This window comes from Frischella perrara, assembly GCF_000807275.1.
Lineage (GTDB): Bacteria > Pseudomonadota > Gammaproteobacteria > Enterobacterales > Orbaceae > Frischella > Frischella perrara.
In genome coordinates, this window is record NZ_CP009056.1 from 2,377,151 (window position 1) to 2,391,533 (window position 14,383).

Sequence of the window (14,383 nt, forward strand, 5' to 3'; positions counted from 1 at the left end):
GGATTAACTCGTTAAATTGGGAATATCAGTTAAGAGAATTCTAATATAATCAACAATAACCGATAGCATCCATGGTCCAGCAATAATCAAGACCATTACCACAGCTACTATTTTGGGAATAAATGATAACGTCATTTCGTTAATTTGTGTCGCAGCTTGCAACAAACTAATGATTAAACCGATGATTAATGCTGCAAATAATAATGGTCCTGCTAATGATGCTGCAACTTTTATCGCTTGTATTGCTAATGTACTGATATACTCAGGTGACATAATAATCCTTAGCTGAAAAAACTCTGCGCCAATGATCCAAGTAACAGATGCCAACCATCAGCTAAGACAAATAGCATCAATTTAAATGGTAACGAAATCGTGGCTGGAGGTACCATCATCATCCCTAATGCCATTAGAGTGCTGGCAACGACTAAGTCAATCACTAAGAAAGGAATGAATATCGTAAATCCGATTTGAAAAGCTGTTTTTAATTCACTGATGACAAAAGCAGGAACAAGTATACGTAAGGGCATATCTTGGCGTGATTGAATTTCCCCTACATGTGACATATTGGCAAAAAGTGCCAAATCATTCTCTCTCGTCTGATTAAGCATAAATTCGCGTAAAGGTTGTGTGGCTTTATTCAGCCCTTGCTGCATTGTAATTTGATTTTCTGAATAAGGCACATAGGCATCTTCATATATTTTATCGAATACTGGTGACATAATGAATAATGTCATAAACAATGCTATACCTAATATTACTTGATTAGGGGGAGCAGATTGAGTCCCTAATGCATTACGCAAAAGCCCTAATACAATCACAATACGAGTAAAACTAGTCATCAACAATAAAATTGCCGGAATAAACGTTAATAAAGTTAAAAAGACTAGCGTTTCAACCGGTAATGACCAACTTTGTCCTCCACCATCTAACGGTTGGCTGATAATAGAAGGCAACGGGGTTTGTGCCATACAGTGATAACAGTTAAAAAGTAGAGCACCAAATAAAACCAATTTGAATCGCATTACGTTTTCCTTTTTAATGCTGATTGCAAAAGTCGATAAAAGTTATTGTCATTTATCGGGATCTTAGGCGTATCTTGTTGCGTTAAAATCGCCTGACTATCTTGTTGATTGATCGTATGCAATAATGTCATTTGTTGTTGCGTTACACCAACTACTAATAATTGATGATTAACTTCAATGACGATAATGCGTTCTTTAGCATTAATGGAATAATTATCGCGAACATGAATTAAGCGTTGTTTAGATCGATTAAATCTACTCCGTTTCAATAACCAACCTAAAACCATGATTAAACCCATCACCCATAAAAGAGACATCCCCACATTGGTATAGATATTGAACTCTGGTATAGCTGAATCTATTTTACTAGTAGAAGTAGCAGAATTGAGTGTATTTGGCACGTTATCAATCATGAGTTGATTGCTTATATCCATTAACGACTTAACCTTCTTACTCGTTCTGAAGGGGTGATAATATCCGTTATTCGCACGCCATAATTATCGCCGACTACCACGAGTTCACCTTGAGCGATTAAATAACCATTTATTAATATATCTAAGGGTTCCCCTGCTAGCCCTTCTAAGCCGATAATTGAACCTTGTGTAAGCTTCAATAATTCTTTAATCGTTATCTTGGCACGCCCCAGTTCAACGCTCATATTAACTGGAATATCAAAAATAAGATTAATATCTTGTTTTTGATTACTCGTGGCCAGAGGTGATAATGTTTCAAATTCCGCTTCTTTAGTTTCTGATTCATTAGATTCATTAGATTCATTATCAACCATGTTCATGTCTTCATCAGTGGTATTGGAGTTATTCATTGGAGATTTCCTCATTCAATTGTTCTAAAACAGGATTTATTACCTGTTCAACTTGAATTGCATATTGTTTGTTTGCTTTACCATATAGCCCTTTTAACACCGGCACGCCGCCAACCGTGACATCAAGCAAGGATGGTTTATCTATGAGCAAGACATCATTTACTTTTAATTCCAACAATTTATTAACTGTTGTCGGAATTTCTGTAAAATTGGCGACTAATTCAACTGTCGAATTTTTAATTCCCGATGTGATAGAGCTTAACCATGCTTTATCATCTTGATAAGATTGTTGTTCTATGGGTGGTTTGACTAATAATTCTCTAATGTGCTCAACCATTGAGTATGGAATACAAATACAGAATCTCGCTTTAAACTGCCCAACTTCGACCATAAATGTCGATGTCAACACGATATCTTCCGGTGAACTGGTAATATTAGTAAATTTACTATGTATTTCTGAACGCACATATTCAGCTTCAATTGCATAGATGTCAGCCCAAGCGTTTTGATAAATATTAAGTGCTATTTCTAAAACACGTTTGATAATTTGTTGCTCAGTATGGGTAAATTCTCGTCCTTCACGTTCGATACGATTAAAACGCCCTTCACCACCAAATAAGGTGTCTACAACAATAAAAACGAGCTCTGGCGATAAGGCAAATAAACATGTTCCTCTTAGAGGATTAAGATGAACAAGATTTAATTGAGTTGTTGAAGAACGGCTTGAAAATTCATTAAAGGTTTGTGATTCAATAGGTGCAGTTATAACATCCGTATTACGTCTCAATAAATTGAATAAGCCAATACGAAATTGCCTAGCGAAGCGTTCATTAACAATTTCTAATGCCATCAACCTTTCGGGAATTACATTGTGTTTAACTGATAAATCATAAGGTTTTACTTCAATTTTTTTATCATCAACTTTTCGAGTTAATTGCTTCTTATTCACGGTTATTTCAGCGTTTAATTCAACTCGTTTTTTTTCCTGATTATTGTCAGGTTGACTTGCCGTAGTAGCTTCCTGATTATCCGTCATGGTGATCACCGTATAATAAAATCCGTAAACAATACCTCATTAATTTCAATAGGTTGATTAGTATCATAACCACGAGATAATTCTTCTTTAACTAGTTCTTTAAGTTGTAACTTACCTGATTCACTATTAAGATTATCAATACTTTGTTTGGATAGTAGTAGTAATATATTGCTTCTTATTTCTGGCAAATATTCAAGTAATACCGACTTTTGCTCTTCATTTGTTAACCTTAATACCATACCGATATAGAGAATTCTGTTAACTTCATAGCCATTTTTCATTCCAGGTAAGGAAACGGTGAAGGGTTTTAAGGTTAAGAAAACCGGTAATTGACTTGGCTGAGGTACTTCTTCTTTATTTTTGGTTTTTGCTTTTCGATATGATTTGCTAATCGACTGATTCTGATACCAAAAATAACCCGCAGCACTTAAAGACAATAAAGTAATAATCATCAGAATTAGGGTGAGAAAACTCACTTTTTTTTTGGTAGTTGTCATATTGTGTTATCGTCTCAATAAGAATTAAAAATAATTATATCCAATCTGTTAACACGTACAGGCAGGCTATTGTCCCTATCATTATTATTACCGCTCCATTATTATGGCAACGCTTGGCTAGCCTTATGAAACTTAACGATTCATTACGCATTTGATCGGATTAGAATGATTACAAATAATAAATCATCATTTCAAAATTTAATTTGAAGAATAGATAATAAAAATATCATCTATTCAGCGTTTATAGTCATGCCAAGACATTAATGATTTAAGCAAAGACGCTTAATCCCTCCTGATTGTTAGGCTTTGGTAATGTAGGATCAAGCAATACCTCATTATCACTTAAGATGTTGACGGTATCTTGATGTGAAGCACTAAACTGTTGTTGAAATTGTGAGGATTGATCGTTTTCCATCATAGTCGTAAAGTCAGTGACTTCTGTTTGTTGTAATTCAATACCTTGTTCAGCTAAATATGTGCGTAAATAAGGTAGGGCTGATTCCAAAATCCCCTTAACGACTCCAACTGCCGCAGCCATATGTAATTGCATTTTGCCATCATGCATACTAAGTTTTATCTGTAATGAACCTAATTCTTCGGGATGCAATCGAATTTCAGCCTGTTCAATATTATGGCGCTTAAAAAGTATAATTTGTTGAGCGAGTGATTCTTGCCACTGAGGTTGGTCTACAGCTACAGGTAAACTTATTATAGGTGAATTTGCAACAACTGATTGTATTGAGGTCGTATTATTTGCTATAGCACTTTGTAATAAATGATGATTAGTTGTAGAATCACTTTGCCATTGATTGAGTGATATATCATTCAACTTAAACGTTTGATTTAAATTTGGCTGATTTGTGGCATTACTAATCTGATTTGATGATATCATGTTGTTAGATAGCGCCTTGGTTGTACCGCTTGGCTTTTTCTGCTCTAATATTTTTGGTTTTACTTGTCGTCGATCAACTAACGTTGTTGATGAATTTGATAATAAGTTGTCAGTTAATTGATCGTTAACAAAATCATCATCCTCTGGTTGATTGAGCAAAAGATCCTCTTCATCAATTATTGTATCAACAACTAATTGCTCTTGATTAAATAACATTAAAGATAGTTCAGAAGACGAATTGACTTGAAAATCTGGTTGATTAACAGTTGCTACTGAAATAGCATTGATTAGCATCGCCATATCATTAACATATAAAACATCATCGTTTATAGATGACTGTTTATTTTTTTTGGTTTGTGATAATCGCTCATCAACTTTCTCGACTTGACTCTTTTCATTAATTTGTAATAACCGTTTAAATTGTTCGCCATCAGTTGTGATAGGATCACTTTGATATTGATTTGACTGATTTGATGTTAGCGTACTAGCCCCAACCAAATTACTAAGATTCATATAAAGCTCTCCTTATTGATTGTTGTTGCGCAAATTCATCCGTCATTTTTTGTTGTATACGATTTTGTTGCTGTAATCTAATTTGCTGCTTTTTTTCAAGCAACGTTGTATAACCATTCAATTTCTTTTGACATTGATAAAGGTGTTGTGTGGCTTGCTTTTGTTGAATACTTAGCATAATTAAGCGTTGCTTTTGCTGTGTTATCGATTGTTCCAATGTGATAATAAATGATTGAAAATTTGCGAGCTGCCCCCCTCCCATTCCACTTAATAAAGCGTGATTCAGACGCTGTTGATATTCTTGGTAATAGTCATTCAATTCATTAAGCTGATGCTCTACAGAATGATAATGGTCACAGGCTTTTTTTAATTGAATCGCGGCTTTATCTACCGCTTTCTGTGCTAACTCTTGTAAAGTTAAAAAAGCGGTTTGATTATCATTTTGGTGGTAATAATGCGCTGACATAAGATCTCACTAATGGGATAACAAAGGATTAACAATATTGGCGAGTTGCTCACAAGCCTCGCCATAACCACAATATTCATGAATACCTTGCTGCAAAAATTGTTGTAGCGTTGGAAACAACTTAATCGCCTGATCGAGTTGTGGATCACTGCCGGTCGCATATGCCCCTACATTGATAAGATCGCGATTGCGTTGATAGCTAGAGAAAAGTTGTTTAAATAAACGCGCTTTTTTCTCATCTTCTAATGGTGTTAAATCAGTCATGACGCGACTAATAGATGCTTCTATATCAATCGCTGGATAATGACCTGATTCGGCTAATGATCGTGATAACACAATATGTCCATCTAAAATTGCACGTGCTGAATCGGCAATTGGATCTTGTTGATCGTCACCTTCTGTTAACACCGTATAAAATGCTGTAATAGAACCTTTACCTTGTGCATCATTGCCGGCACGTTCCACTAATGCTGGTAATTTGGCAAAAACTGATGGCGGATAACCTTTAGTGGCGGGAGGCTCACCTATAGCCAATGCAATTTCACGTTGTGCCATAGCATAACGAGTTAAAGAATCCATAATTAATAAGACATTAAAGCCGCGATCTCGGAAGTCTTCAGCAATTTTGGTTGCATAAGCTGCGCCTTGCAAACGTAAAAGTGGCGATACATCAGCAGGCGCGGCAACCACAACAGCACGTGCTAAGCCTTGTTCACCTAATATATTTTCAATAAAATCCTTAACTTCTCGTCCACGCTCACCGATCAAACCTACAACAATAATATCGGCTTGGGTATATCGCGCCATCATACCAAGTAATACACTTTTCCCAACGCCTGACCCGGCAAATAATCCCATACGTTGCCCTTTGCCAACCGTTAAGAGTGCATTTATTGCCCTAACTCCAACATCAAGAACGTCATGAATAGGTGTACGTTGCAATGGATTAAGAGTTTTATTGGTTAAGCATTGATAGACAGCTTGGTCAGGTAATGGTTTACCATCTAAAGGATTTCCTGTTGCATCCAAAACCCGGCCAAGTAATGCTGTTCCTACCGGTAATAACTTTTGATTACCTTGTTGTTGATCTTGACGTGAAGTATAAACACGTGCTCCCGATAAAATACCGTCAATCGCATCAAACGGCATCAGATAAAGATTTTGTGCATTAAAGCCAACTACTTCACACTCAACAGCTTCAATACTGTTTTGAGTTTGACGCTCAACAAAACAACTGGCTCCTAATGGTAGCGTTAATCCAGTAGCTTCTAACACTAATCCCGAAGCTTTGACTAGCCGACCATAATGCCTAATCAGCGATAAATTCTGTAATTGTGAAACTGTTTGATCAAGTTTATTAGACCAGCGTGATAGATATGCCACCTTAGCTCCTTTCACCGTTGACAACATCACGAAGTGTTTGCCATTTACTGTTTAATGTCACATCTATCTCATTTTTATCAGACAACAATTTACACCCGCCAGCATCAATTGTTGGATCGGCCACTAACTGCCAGTGATATTTATTAAGTTCATCACTAAGTATCGTTTCTATGTATCCAATATCATCTGGATTAACATGTAATTGAATTGAGTCCGGCAACAAAGGAAATTGTTGAATCAGCGTTTGGATTGATTTTTTTAACTGCATATGTAACGATTTAGGTAAATCACTAACCATTTTTTGAGCCGCAACCAAAGCCACATCAGCTAACTGAGGAATAATGACATCATCCAAGTCATTTAACGCTTGTTGGAAATTAGCCAGTAAACTCGCCATAGACTGACTTAATTTCATTTTTTCTTCATTGAATTGTTGCTCAGCCTGCGCAATACCTTGTTTTAATCCTTCTTGATAACCTTGATCATGCCCCAATTGTTTACCAACATTAAATCCATCTTGCTGGCCCAAAGTATGTCCTTCATGGTAACCTTGTTCGGTAGCTTCAGTTTTAAGACGCTCTAGATCAAAAGTGATTTCTGGCATAGCCTCTTCCGTCTCGTTCATTAAAGATGATGCTTCAATCATCTCTACTGTGCTATCTTCTTCAATAATAGCGATAGATGGACTATTGGATAATGTAAAGTCTTGTAAACTCAATGGTTGCCAATAATTAGAATCTGATGAACTATACATATTCATCATCTCCACGACTTAATATCACTTCACCTGTCTCCGCTAAGCGACGCGCAATAACCAAGATATTTTTCTGTTCTGTTTCAACTTGTGACATACGTACAGGTGGTCGATTTTCAAGATCTTCACGTAAAATAGTAGCTGCCCGTTGTGACATATTGTTTAAGAACTTCTCGCGTAATTCCACTGAGGCTCCTTTTAGGGCAATGATCAGCGTTTCATTATCCACTTCTTTGAGTAAACGTTGGATACTACGATCATCAACTTCAACCAGATTTTCAAATAAGAACATTTCATCAATGATTTTTTGTGCCAGATCATTGTCGTATTCACGTAAAGCGGCGATAACCAATTCTTCTTGCTGGCTTTTCATTAAGTTAATGATTTCTGCTGCGGTACTAATGCCGCCCATATTATTAAGCTTGATATTTTGTCCATGTAATAAGGTTGATAAAGATTCTGACAGGACTTGCAATGCCGATGGCTCGACCCCGCCAAAAGTGGCGATCCGGAGCATGACATTATTACGTAGTTGATCGTCAAACAGATTTAAAATTTCAGCCGCTAAATCACGTTTTAAGTGTACTAATATTGTTGCGATAATTTGTGGATGTTCTTTCTTGACTAGATCGACAGCCGTTGAAGCATCAACATAATTAAGCATATCCAACCCATTAGATGTATCTTCATCATGATGCGCTAAAAGATCATCAAGTAAGCGGGAAGCTTTTTCTCCACCAATAGATTTTTCTAGAATACTGCGCAAATAATCATTGGTATTAATATTAAATATCGCACACTCTTCCATTGTTTTTTGACAATCATCTAACACGTTTTTTAGCTGTTCTTGTGATAATTGTGGCATGCTTACCATGGAACGACTAATCTGTTGTACTTCTTTAGTACTTAAATAACGTAGTACTTGAGCAGCTAAATCTTCCCCTAAAGTCATCAATACAATTGCTGATTTTTGTGTTTGACTAAGTATCATTTATTGACCGTCCTTATCATTCATCCAACCACGAATAATCAATGCTAATACACGTGGATCTTTGGTCACCATTTCACGGATATACTGTTGTTGTTGTAAACTATCTTCAAAGTTTTTCTGCTGTTGTCTACTGTAAGCTTTATAACGATTATTTTCTTCATTATTATTTTGGGATTCATCATCATTATTTTTGTTTGCAAAAATTTGGTTTTGCCATTTCAACCAAATTGGTTTAATGAATTTGCGCCAAAGGACCCAAATAATTAATGCCCAAACAATATATTGCACATAGGTTTTCATTGCGTCGTAAAACTCGCTAGTTTTCCAAAAGGCAATACCATCATCGTCAACTGTTGGCTGTTGAGTAAATTTTAGATTTGCAACAGTCAGTGTATCGCCTCTTTCAGATGAATACCCCATAGCCTGACGAGCTAATGCTTCAATATTATTTAATACTTCCTCATCAAGTCGCTGATAATCCGTAGTGCTAGTTGGATTGTCTGATTCATCAAACTCTTCAACATCATCACTATCCTCTGGTGATTGAACAGCTTTTTCTATCGCTTGATAATTAACTAATACTGCCACTGATAGACGTTTAATTCTTCCTTCAGGAATCTGACTATGTACGATATGACGGTTAACTTCAAAATTAAGGGTATCATCACGTTGTTGACTATACTTTTGATTATCCGTCTGTTCAGTTGTTTTATTCTCGTTTTGCGCTTCATCTATTGGTGCACTTGCTATCGGTACCGGCTGATTAGATAAAGCACCCGGCACGCCCCCTACACCGTTAACATTCCCTGATTGCAAATTTTCTGTTTGATGTTTGCTACGAATAGTTTGATTAGCGATATCACTATTAGGATCGAACCGTTCCATCGTTGATTCTTGTCGACTAAAATCAATATCAGCAGTAACTTGAACATTGACATTATTATTACCAACTACTGCACCGACTAATTTAACAATGCGATCGCGTATTCGTTTTTCGATTCGTTCAGCAAAATCAATCTGTGTAGCATTAAGTAAAATATTTCGATTTTGTTCATTAGTTAGTAAATGTCCATGCTGATCGATAATAGTGACTTTATCTTCTACCATTTCGGGGACACTGCTGGCAATTAAATGAATAATGGCATCAATTTGCCCCTGAGATAATGATCGACCGGCATATAATGAAAGTGTTACAGAAGCGGTAGGTTGTTTACGTTCACGTACAAACAAAGAAGGCTTAGGCATTGCTAAGTGAACACGAGCGCTTTCAATGCTATTAATGGTGGATATGGTCCGAGATAATTCTCCCTCTAATGCTCGCTGATAATTGACTTGCTCAGTAAATTGACTCATACCAAATCGTTCTTTATCCAGCAACTCAAAACCAACTGCGCCTCCTTTTGGCAACCCTTGTTGGGCTAAGCGTAGGCGCGTATCATAGACTTTATTTTCAGGAATTAGAATCGCAGAGCCTCCAGCAGAAAATTGATAAGCAATATTCATTTTTTCTAGCTGGCTAACTATTTCACCACCATCCTGATTACTAACATTACTAAAAAGAACCCCGTATTTATCTTCTTTTAGCCATAGTAATGCCATCATGATAATTGCCGTAACAATGACACCACCTATAAGCAGGAGCATTTTAGGATTTTGTTTGAGTCGATTAATAAAAGATAGTGCATTGCTCGCGGCACTACCCTTATTGCCCACAGTTTGGGTATTCATAATTATCCTGACTTAACCTAATTAGACTTTCTACATTCTGTATTATCTGAGCAATTACAAAAATCAATAGCTTAAAAAGCATATTTTTTTTGCCTTAGTTATTAGCTTTAAGTAACGTTGGCTATGATAAATTAACTTCGTTATTAGTCAGGAGAAAATTCTATGTCAGTCCAAGCACTTCATGGCAATCTCAACTTTACACTGCCTAACTTAATCGAAGTTAATAATGCTCGATCTCCTTCTTTAGAAGGCGGTTTTTTAAACGAGTTCAAAACGGCATTAGATACTATTAGTCAAAATCAAATCCAAGCGCATAATCAGGCAAAAGCTTTTGAAATGGGGGAGCCAAATACATCTTTAAATGAAGTCATGGTTGATATGCAAAAATCCGTGGTTTCTTTGCAATTTGGTATTCAAGTCCGCAATAAATTAGTTGCAGCTTATCAAGAAATTATGAATATGAATGTTTAGCTTACTGACCAATGTTTTGACCAATAAGCTATTTAACTTTTTTATTTTTAATTAGCTGAACAATATTAACTATTAAGTCAAAGTGGCAATTTGATGATAGTGATTAATTTTTACCTGTTGATCTACGGTTTCACCAATTAACTTACCCAACTGCGTGTGCTGAGCTTTAAGTAATAAAGACAGTTGTTGTTGGCTATTTAATATATCATTAATAGATTCCATTAACGTAATGCGTAGTTGTGACCGATCCTCGGTTAAAATTTCCGTTATATCATATGTTGATAAGTACTCCGATAACGTCAAATATTGTGTTTGTAGAGCAAAGAAGATTTGCCATTCATTTTGTCTAACAGCGGTAAGCATCGATTCTATTATAGTGTGAAATTGCTTATATTTTTCTATCAAAATATGATTCATAACTATCCCTTATGATTACGCAATTTCTCGCCAAGATTGAGCGATATTATTTAATAAATCATAACAGCTATCTAACTTAGCTACATCATTATGTAGATTTGCCAATACTAATTGATGACTAATATAGTGGTAAAGATCATCCAAATTAGCTGCAATTTCCCCGCCTTTTTCCATATCTAAACAACTTTTTAAACCATTATCAATAATATTGATTGCCTTAGAAATTGCTGTACCTTTGCCGGCAATATTACCTTTTTCAATATACAGTTTAGCTAGTTTTATGGCATTAAGCGCACCGTCAAACAACAATACGATTAACTGATGTGGTGAAGCTTGATTAACACTAGTTTCTAAACTAACTTGTTGATAAGCCTTTGAACCGGCTTGATACATCGGGAAACTCCTACTTCAGATTTTTCATCATTTCAAATTGTGTATTTAAATAATTACTCATACTATCAAGTGAACTGATCATGACATCAAGTTGAGTAAACTGGGTTCGATAACGTTCTAAGGTTTGGTCAATCGATTGATTGACTTGATCATAACGTTTCTCTAATGATTTCAAAGTGCTATTTAAACCATTCGTTACTGTATCAATTGTTCCATCACTATCAATAAAACTGCTAACTTTGGCAAAAACCTCATTAGCAATACCCGTTGTTTGACCATCACCGGTAAAAAGTTTTGCTACTGCATCACTATTTGTACTCAATGCTTTATTAAGTTCATTTTCTTTGATGGTTAATGTGCCGTGACTATCCATATTTATACCAATTTGCGCCAACACACTGATTTCACCAGGTTGACCCTTAGAAAATATCGAACGAATACTTTGATCAATATTTCTTAACGTTGCATCGCCTAATAAAGGACCATTACTACTATTTAGTTCAGCAGAATTGGGGTCTTTAGCCGTAAATTGGGTTAAAGAAGACATCGTAGATTGAAGTTGATTAAATGCATCCACCCATTCTTTAATTGCAGTTTGTGCTTGTGAATTATCCGCTTCAACTGTTAGGAATTGTTCTGTCGTTGTTACTTCTTTTAATGTGATATCAACCCCTGTTACCACATCTTTTATTGTATTACTTGCGCTTGTTACGGCGATTCCATTTAAGGTAAAGTGAGCATCTTGTGCTTTAGCAACTTCAGTCATCGCACTTTGTTCGCTATTTTGGCTATCAAAACCCATAACCGCATTTAATTGTTGATCGCTAGATGAAATAGCAGTAATGGCGTTTTGCTCACCGGTCTCTTTAGATGTGATAACTAACTGATAATCACCAGCACCTGAACGCACTATCGTGGCGTTGACACTTGAAGGACTAGTCGTACCATCTTCATGTGTAATCTTGGCATTATTAATCGCATTGGAAATTGCTTCTAGAGAGGTTTCATCTTTATTCAAGGTAACTTCAAGTTTTTCACCATTTGCTTGTTCAATTGTTATTGTGCGTGATTCATCATCATTGCCAAGTTGTGCCGTTTTATCATTGGTGGCCGTTGTAGCAACCGAATTTGCTGTTGCGAGTTGATCAATCTTAATGGCATAACGACCTAATGCAGCATTACTATTAGCTTTAGCCGTAAAGAAATTATCATTGCCTGTGATTTGTCGGCTATTAAATAAATCAGTCTTTTGTAATTTTTCAGTAGCAGAATTAAAACTTGTGAGGGCACTTTTAAGTTTACCAAAAGCACTAATTTTAGCATTGATCGCTTTTTGTTGTGTTTTAATAGGCGTTAAACGCATTCTTTCTGCTGTTTCTAATTGATCCAATACTTCATTTAAATCAATCCCTGAACCAATTCCAAGTATACTCATTGACATGATTAATTACCTTATCACTAATTTTTACTTTCTGTTATATCGGCTAATAAAATAAAAAGTTTAGGCTTTTTTAGCATTTTTAATTTTATGAAAGTTATACCGTATTATTAGATTAAAGCTTATCTAGATTAATGACTATAAATCTAACAATGATAAAAAAACGGTATTATTAGCTTCAGTTAACTTCAAATTTCAGTGAATGTCAGTAGTGGATAATTGTTATTTAAGGAGGTTCACTTTAATACTATAAATGAATTTACTTTGAAACATTACTTTTGATTTTTTAACCCATTTTCTACTGCTGAAACGAACATAAAATCTATATTTTACGATTCTATCAAGATTGTTAATAAGACAACATATTGATTTATTTATAATAAAAATAATCATTCGCTGATTTATTCAGCAATAATAAATAAATTTGCAAAAAATATTAAAGTTATCAAATCGGCTTCCGATAATTTATCTGTCAGGAAAATTGATGACAGGCTAATAAGCTGATTATTTTAACAATTTAAGAGGATATAAATATGGCACAAGTAATTAATACCAATACCATGTCTTTGGTGGCGAAAAATAACCTAAATAATTCACAAAGTCTATTAGGTACTGCAATTGAGCGCCTTTCTTCTGGTATGCGTATCAATAGTGCAAAAGATGATGCAGCGGGTCAGGCAATTGCTAATCGTTTTTCTTCCAATATTAAAGGTCTTACTCAAGCAGCTCGTAATGCTAATGATGGTATCTCTATTGCTCAAACAACTGAAGGTGCATTAAACGAAATTAATAACAACGTTCAACGTATTCGTGAACTAACTGTACAAGCTGCAAATGGTACTAACTCTCTAAGTGACCTTGAATCAATTCAAAATGAAATCGACCAACGTTTAGATGAAATTGATCGCGTTTCTAAACAAACTGATTTTAATGGTTCAAAAGTACTTTCCGAGGATAAAACTCTAAAAATCCAAGTCGGTGCGAATGACGGCGAAACAATTCAAATCAATTTGAAAAAAATTGACAGCACTGAATTAGGTTTACAAAATTTCAATGTATCTGATGCTCCAACAGCAGATCCACTAAAAACAATTGATGCTGCATTATCTAAAATTGATGCATTACGTGGTGAACTTGGTGCGGTACAAAACCGATTCGAATCTACCGTTAACAACATCAACAATACTGTTAATAACTTAAGCTCTGCTCGTAGCCGAATCGAAGATGCTGATTATGCGACTGAAGTTTCTAACATGACTCGTGGTCAAATTTTACAACAAGCGGGTACATCTGTATTAGCACAAGCTAATCAAGTTCCACAATCAGTACTTTCTTTATTACAATAATAAGTAGTTTTAGTGCGAAAAAAACAAACCAATTATTAAAAATTGGAACGTAGCACTTTTTAGGGGCTTCCTACTAGCCCCTTTTAAAAAAACTGACATTCACTCATACAATATTAATTATTGTCTATAACCTCGAAAGCCTAACTTATAAAGTTATTCATCTTATTTTTGCATTTGCTTACATTAAATTTATGGATGCTACTATCTTGTTTT

At 35.4% G+C, this 14,383-nt stretch carries 17 protein-coding genes; 2 read left to right on the forward strand and 15 right to left on the reverse strand.

Going from position 1 to position 14,383, the window contains the following annotated elements:
* Window positions 1-3: 3 nt before the first annotated feature.
* The 12 genes from fliQ to fliF form a co-directional block, all read right to left on the reverse strand.
* Window positions 4-273, reverse strand: a complete 270-nt coding sequence (gene fliQ, locus FPB0191_RS10270) for a flagellar biosynthesis protein FliQ (protein WP_039105878.1) — start codon at window positions 271-273, stop codon at window positions 4-6.
* Window positions 274-281: 8 nt separating this feature from the next.
* Complete coding sequence (gene fliP / locus FPB0191_RS10275) at window positions 282-968, reverse strand: flagellar type III secretion system pore protein FliP (protein ID WP_110021819.1); 687 nt, start codon at window positions 966-968, stop codon at window positions 282-284.
* 53 nt (window positions 969-1,021) lie between these two features.
* Window positions 1,022-1,456 (reverse strand): flagellar biosynthetic protein FliO, encoded by a 435-nt coding sequence (fliO, locus tag FPB0191_RS11805; RefSeq protein WP_052236936.1) that lies wholly within the window; start codon window positions 1,454-1,456, stop codon window positions 1,022-1,024.
* A complete protein-coding gene (gene fliN, locus FPB0191_RS10285; RefSeq protein ID WP_039105882.1) occupies window positions 1,456-1,845 on the reverse strand; it encodes a flagellar motor switch protein FliN in 390 nt (129 codons plus the stop codon). Before fliN ends, fliO begins: the two co-directional genes overlap by 1 nt.
* On the reverse strand, window positions 1,838-2,881 hold the full coding sequence (gene fliM, locus FPB0191_RS10290) for a flagellar motor switch protein FliM (RefSeq protein WP_082018309.1): 1,044 nt from the start codon (window positions 2,879-2,881) through the stop codon (window positions 1,838-1,840). Before fliM ends, fliN begins: the two co-directional genes overlap by 8 nt.
* Before the next feature lie 5 nt (window positions 2,882-2,886).
* On the reverse strand, window positions 2,887-3,378 hold the full coding sequence (locus FPB0191_RS10295; protein ID WP_039105883.1) for a flagellar basal body-associated FliL family protein: 492 nt from the start codon (window positions 3,376-3,378) through the stop codon (window positions 2,887-2,889).
* A gap of 268 nt (window positions 3,379-3,646) precedes the next feature.
* A complete protein-coding gene (locus FPB0191_RS11810) occupies window positions 3,647-4,783 on the reverse strand; it encodes a flagellar hook-length control protein FliK (RefSeq protein WP_052236937.1) in 1,137 nt (378 codons plus the stop codon).
* Window positions 4,773-5,249: a flagellar export protein FliJ gene (fliJ, locus tag FPB0191_RS10305; protein ID WP_039105885.1), complete on the reverse strand. Its 477-nt coding sequence runs from the start codon at window positions 5,247-5,249 to the stop codon at window positions 4,773-4,775. Before fliJ ends, FPB0191_RS11810 begins: the two co-directional genes overlap by 11 nt.
* A 9-nt stretch (window positions 5,250-5,258) precedes the next feature.
* The gene (gene fliI / locus FPB0191_RS10310; protein WP_238574440.1) at window positions 5,259-6,632 is read right to left on the reverse strand and encodes a flagellar protein export ATPase FliI; all 1,374 of its coding nucleotides are present in this window, start codon (window positions 6,630-6,632) and stop codon (window positions 5,259-5,261) included.
* Window position 6,633: 1 nt separating this feature from the next.
* Window positions 6,634-7,386: a flagellar assembly protein FliH gene (locus tag FPB0191_RS10315; RefSeq protein ID WP_039105890.1), complete on the reverse strand. Its 753-nt coding sequence runs from the start codon at window positions 7,384-7,386 to the stop codon at window positions 6,634-6,636.
* Window positions 7,379-8,377 carry a flagellar motor switch protein FliG gene (fliG, locus tag FPB0191_RS12245; protein WP_039105892.1) on the reverse strand — a complete coding sequence of 333 codons (999 nt, stop codon included), beginning with the start codon at window positions 8,375-8,377 and terminating at the stop codon, window positions 7,379-7,381. Before fliG ends, FPB0191_RS10315 begins: the two co-directional genes overlap by 8 nt.
* Window positions 8,378-10,105 carry a flagellar basal-body MS-ring/collar protein FliF gene (gene fliF, locus FPB0191_RS12250; protein ID WP_052236938.1) on the reverse strand — a complete coding sequence of 576 codons (1,728 nt, stop codon included), beginning with the start codon at window positions 10,103-10,105 and terminating at the stop codon, window positions 8,378-8,380. It abuts the gene before it with no gap.
* A 162-nt stretch (window positions 10,106-10,267) separates the two neighbouring features.
* Here fliF and fliE point away from each other — a divergent pair, with 162 nt between their 5' ends.
* On the forward strand, window positions 10,268-10,576 hold the full coding sequence (gene fliE / locus FPB0191_RS10330) for a flagellar hook-basal body complex protein FliE (RefSeq protein WP_039105895.1): 309 nt from the start codon (window positions 10,268-10,270) through the stop codon (window positions 10,574-10,576).
* Between the two features lie 72 nt (window positions 10,577-10,648).
* Here fliE and FPB0191_RS10335 read toward each other — a convergent pair whose 3' ends face one another.
* The 3 genes from FPB0191_RS10335 to fliD are packed head-to-tail and all read right to left on the reverse strand — an operon-like array spanning window position 10,649 to window position 12,827.
* Window positions 10,649-10,993, reverse strand: a complete 345-nt coding sequence (locus FPB0191_RS10335) for a flagellar protein FliT (protein ID WP_039105897.1) — start codon at window positions 10,991-10,993, stop codon at window positions 10,649-10,651.
* Window positions 10,994-11,008: 15 nt separating this feature from the next.
* Window positions 11,009-11,386 (reverse strand): flagellar export chaperone FliS, encoded by a 378-nt coding sequence (gene fliS / locus FPB0191_RS10340; protein WP_039105898.1) that lies wholly within the window; start codon window positions 11,384-11,386, stop codon window positions 11,009-11,011.
* A 10-nt stretch (window positions 11,387-11,396) separates the two neighbouring features.
* On the reverse strand, window positions 11,397-12,827 hold the full coding sequence (fliD, locus tag FPB0191_RS10345; RefSeq protein WP_052236939.1) for a flagellar filament capping protein FliD: 1,431 nt from the start codon (window positions 12,825-12,827) through the stop codon (window positions 11,397-11,399).
* 530 nt (window positions 12,828-13,357) lie between these two features.
* Here fliD and FPB0191_RS10350 point away from each other — a divergent pair.
* Window positions 13,358-14,170, forward strand: coding sequence for a flagellin N-terminal helical domain-containing protein (locus FPB0191_RS10350; RefSeq protein ID WP_039105901.1), 813 nt, complete (start codon window positions 13,358-13,360; stop codon window positions 14,168-14,170).
* The last annotated feature ends 213 nt before the right edge of the window (window positions 14,171-14,383 follow it).

What these genes read in the sequence shown, in the direction of transcription:
- fliQ (WP_039105878.1), bottom strand. Translation starts at nt 273, where the DNA reads ATGTCACCTGAGTATATCAGTACATTAGCAATACAAGCGATAAAAGTT.
- fliP (WP_110021819.1), bottom strand. Translation starts at nt 968, where the DNA reads ATGGCACAAACCCCGTTGCCTTCTATTATCAGCCAACCGTTAGATGGT.
- fliO (WP_052236936.1), bottom strand. Translation starts at nt 1,456, where the DNA reads ATGGATATAAGCAATCAACTCATGATTGATAACGTGCCAAATACACTC.
- fliN (WP_039105882.1), bottom strand. Translation starts at nt 1,845, where the DNA reads ATGAATAACTCCAATACCACTGATGAAGACATGAACATGGTTGATAAT.
- fliM (WP_082018309.1), bottom strand. Translation starts at nt 2,881, where the DNA reads ATGACGGATAATCAGGAAGCTACTACGGCAAGTCAACCTGACAATAAT.
- FPB0191_RS10295 (WP_039105883.1), bottom strand. Translation starts at nt 3,378, where the DNA reads ATGACAACTACCAAAAAAAAAGTGAGTTTTCTCACCCTAATTCTGATG.
- FPB0191_RS11810 (WP_052236937.1), bottom strand. Translation starts at nt 4,783, where the DNA reads ATGAATCTTAGTAATTTGGTTGGGGCTAGTACGCTAACATCAAATCAG.
- fliJ (WP_039105885.1), bottom strand. Translation starts at nt 5,249, where the DNA reads ATGTCAGCGCATTATTACCACCAAAATGATAATCAAACCGCTTTTTTA.
- FPB0191_RS10315 (WP_039105890.1), bottom strand. Translation starts at nt 7,386, where the DNA reads ATGTATAGTTCATCAGATTCTAATTATTGGCAACCATTGAGTTTACAA.
- fliG (WP_039105892.1), bottom strand. Translation starts at nt 8,377, where the DNA reads ATGATACTTAGTCAAACACAAAAATCAGCAATTGTATTGATGACTTTA.
- fliF (WP_052236938.1), bottom strand. Translation starts at nt 10,105, where the DNA reads ATGAATACCCAAACTGTGGGCAATAAGGGTAGTGCCGCGAGCAATGCA.
- fliE (WP_039105895.1), top strand. Translation starts at nt 10,268, where the DNA reads ATGTCAGTCCAAGCACTTCATGGCAATCTCAACTTTACACTGCCTAAC.
- FPB0191_RS10335 (WP_039105897.1), bottom strand. Translation starts at nt 10,993, where the DNA reads ATGAATCATATTTTGATAGAAAAATATAAGCAATTTCACACTATAATA.
- fliS (WP_039105898.1), bottom strand. Translation starts at nt 11,386, where the DNA reads ATGTATCAAGCCGGTTCAAAGGCTTATCAACAAGTTAGTTTAGAAACT.
- fliD (WP_052236939.1), bottom strand. Translation starts at nt 12,827, where the DNA reads ATGTCAATGAGTATACTTGGAATTGGTTCAGGGATTGATTTAAATGAA.
- FPB0191_RS10350 (WP_039105901.1), top strand. Translation starts at nt 13,358, where the DNA reads ATGGCACAAGTAATTAATACCAATACCATGTCTTTGGTGGCGAAAAAT.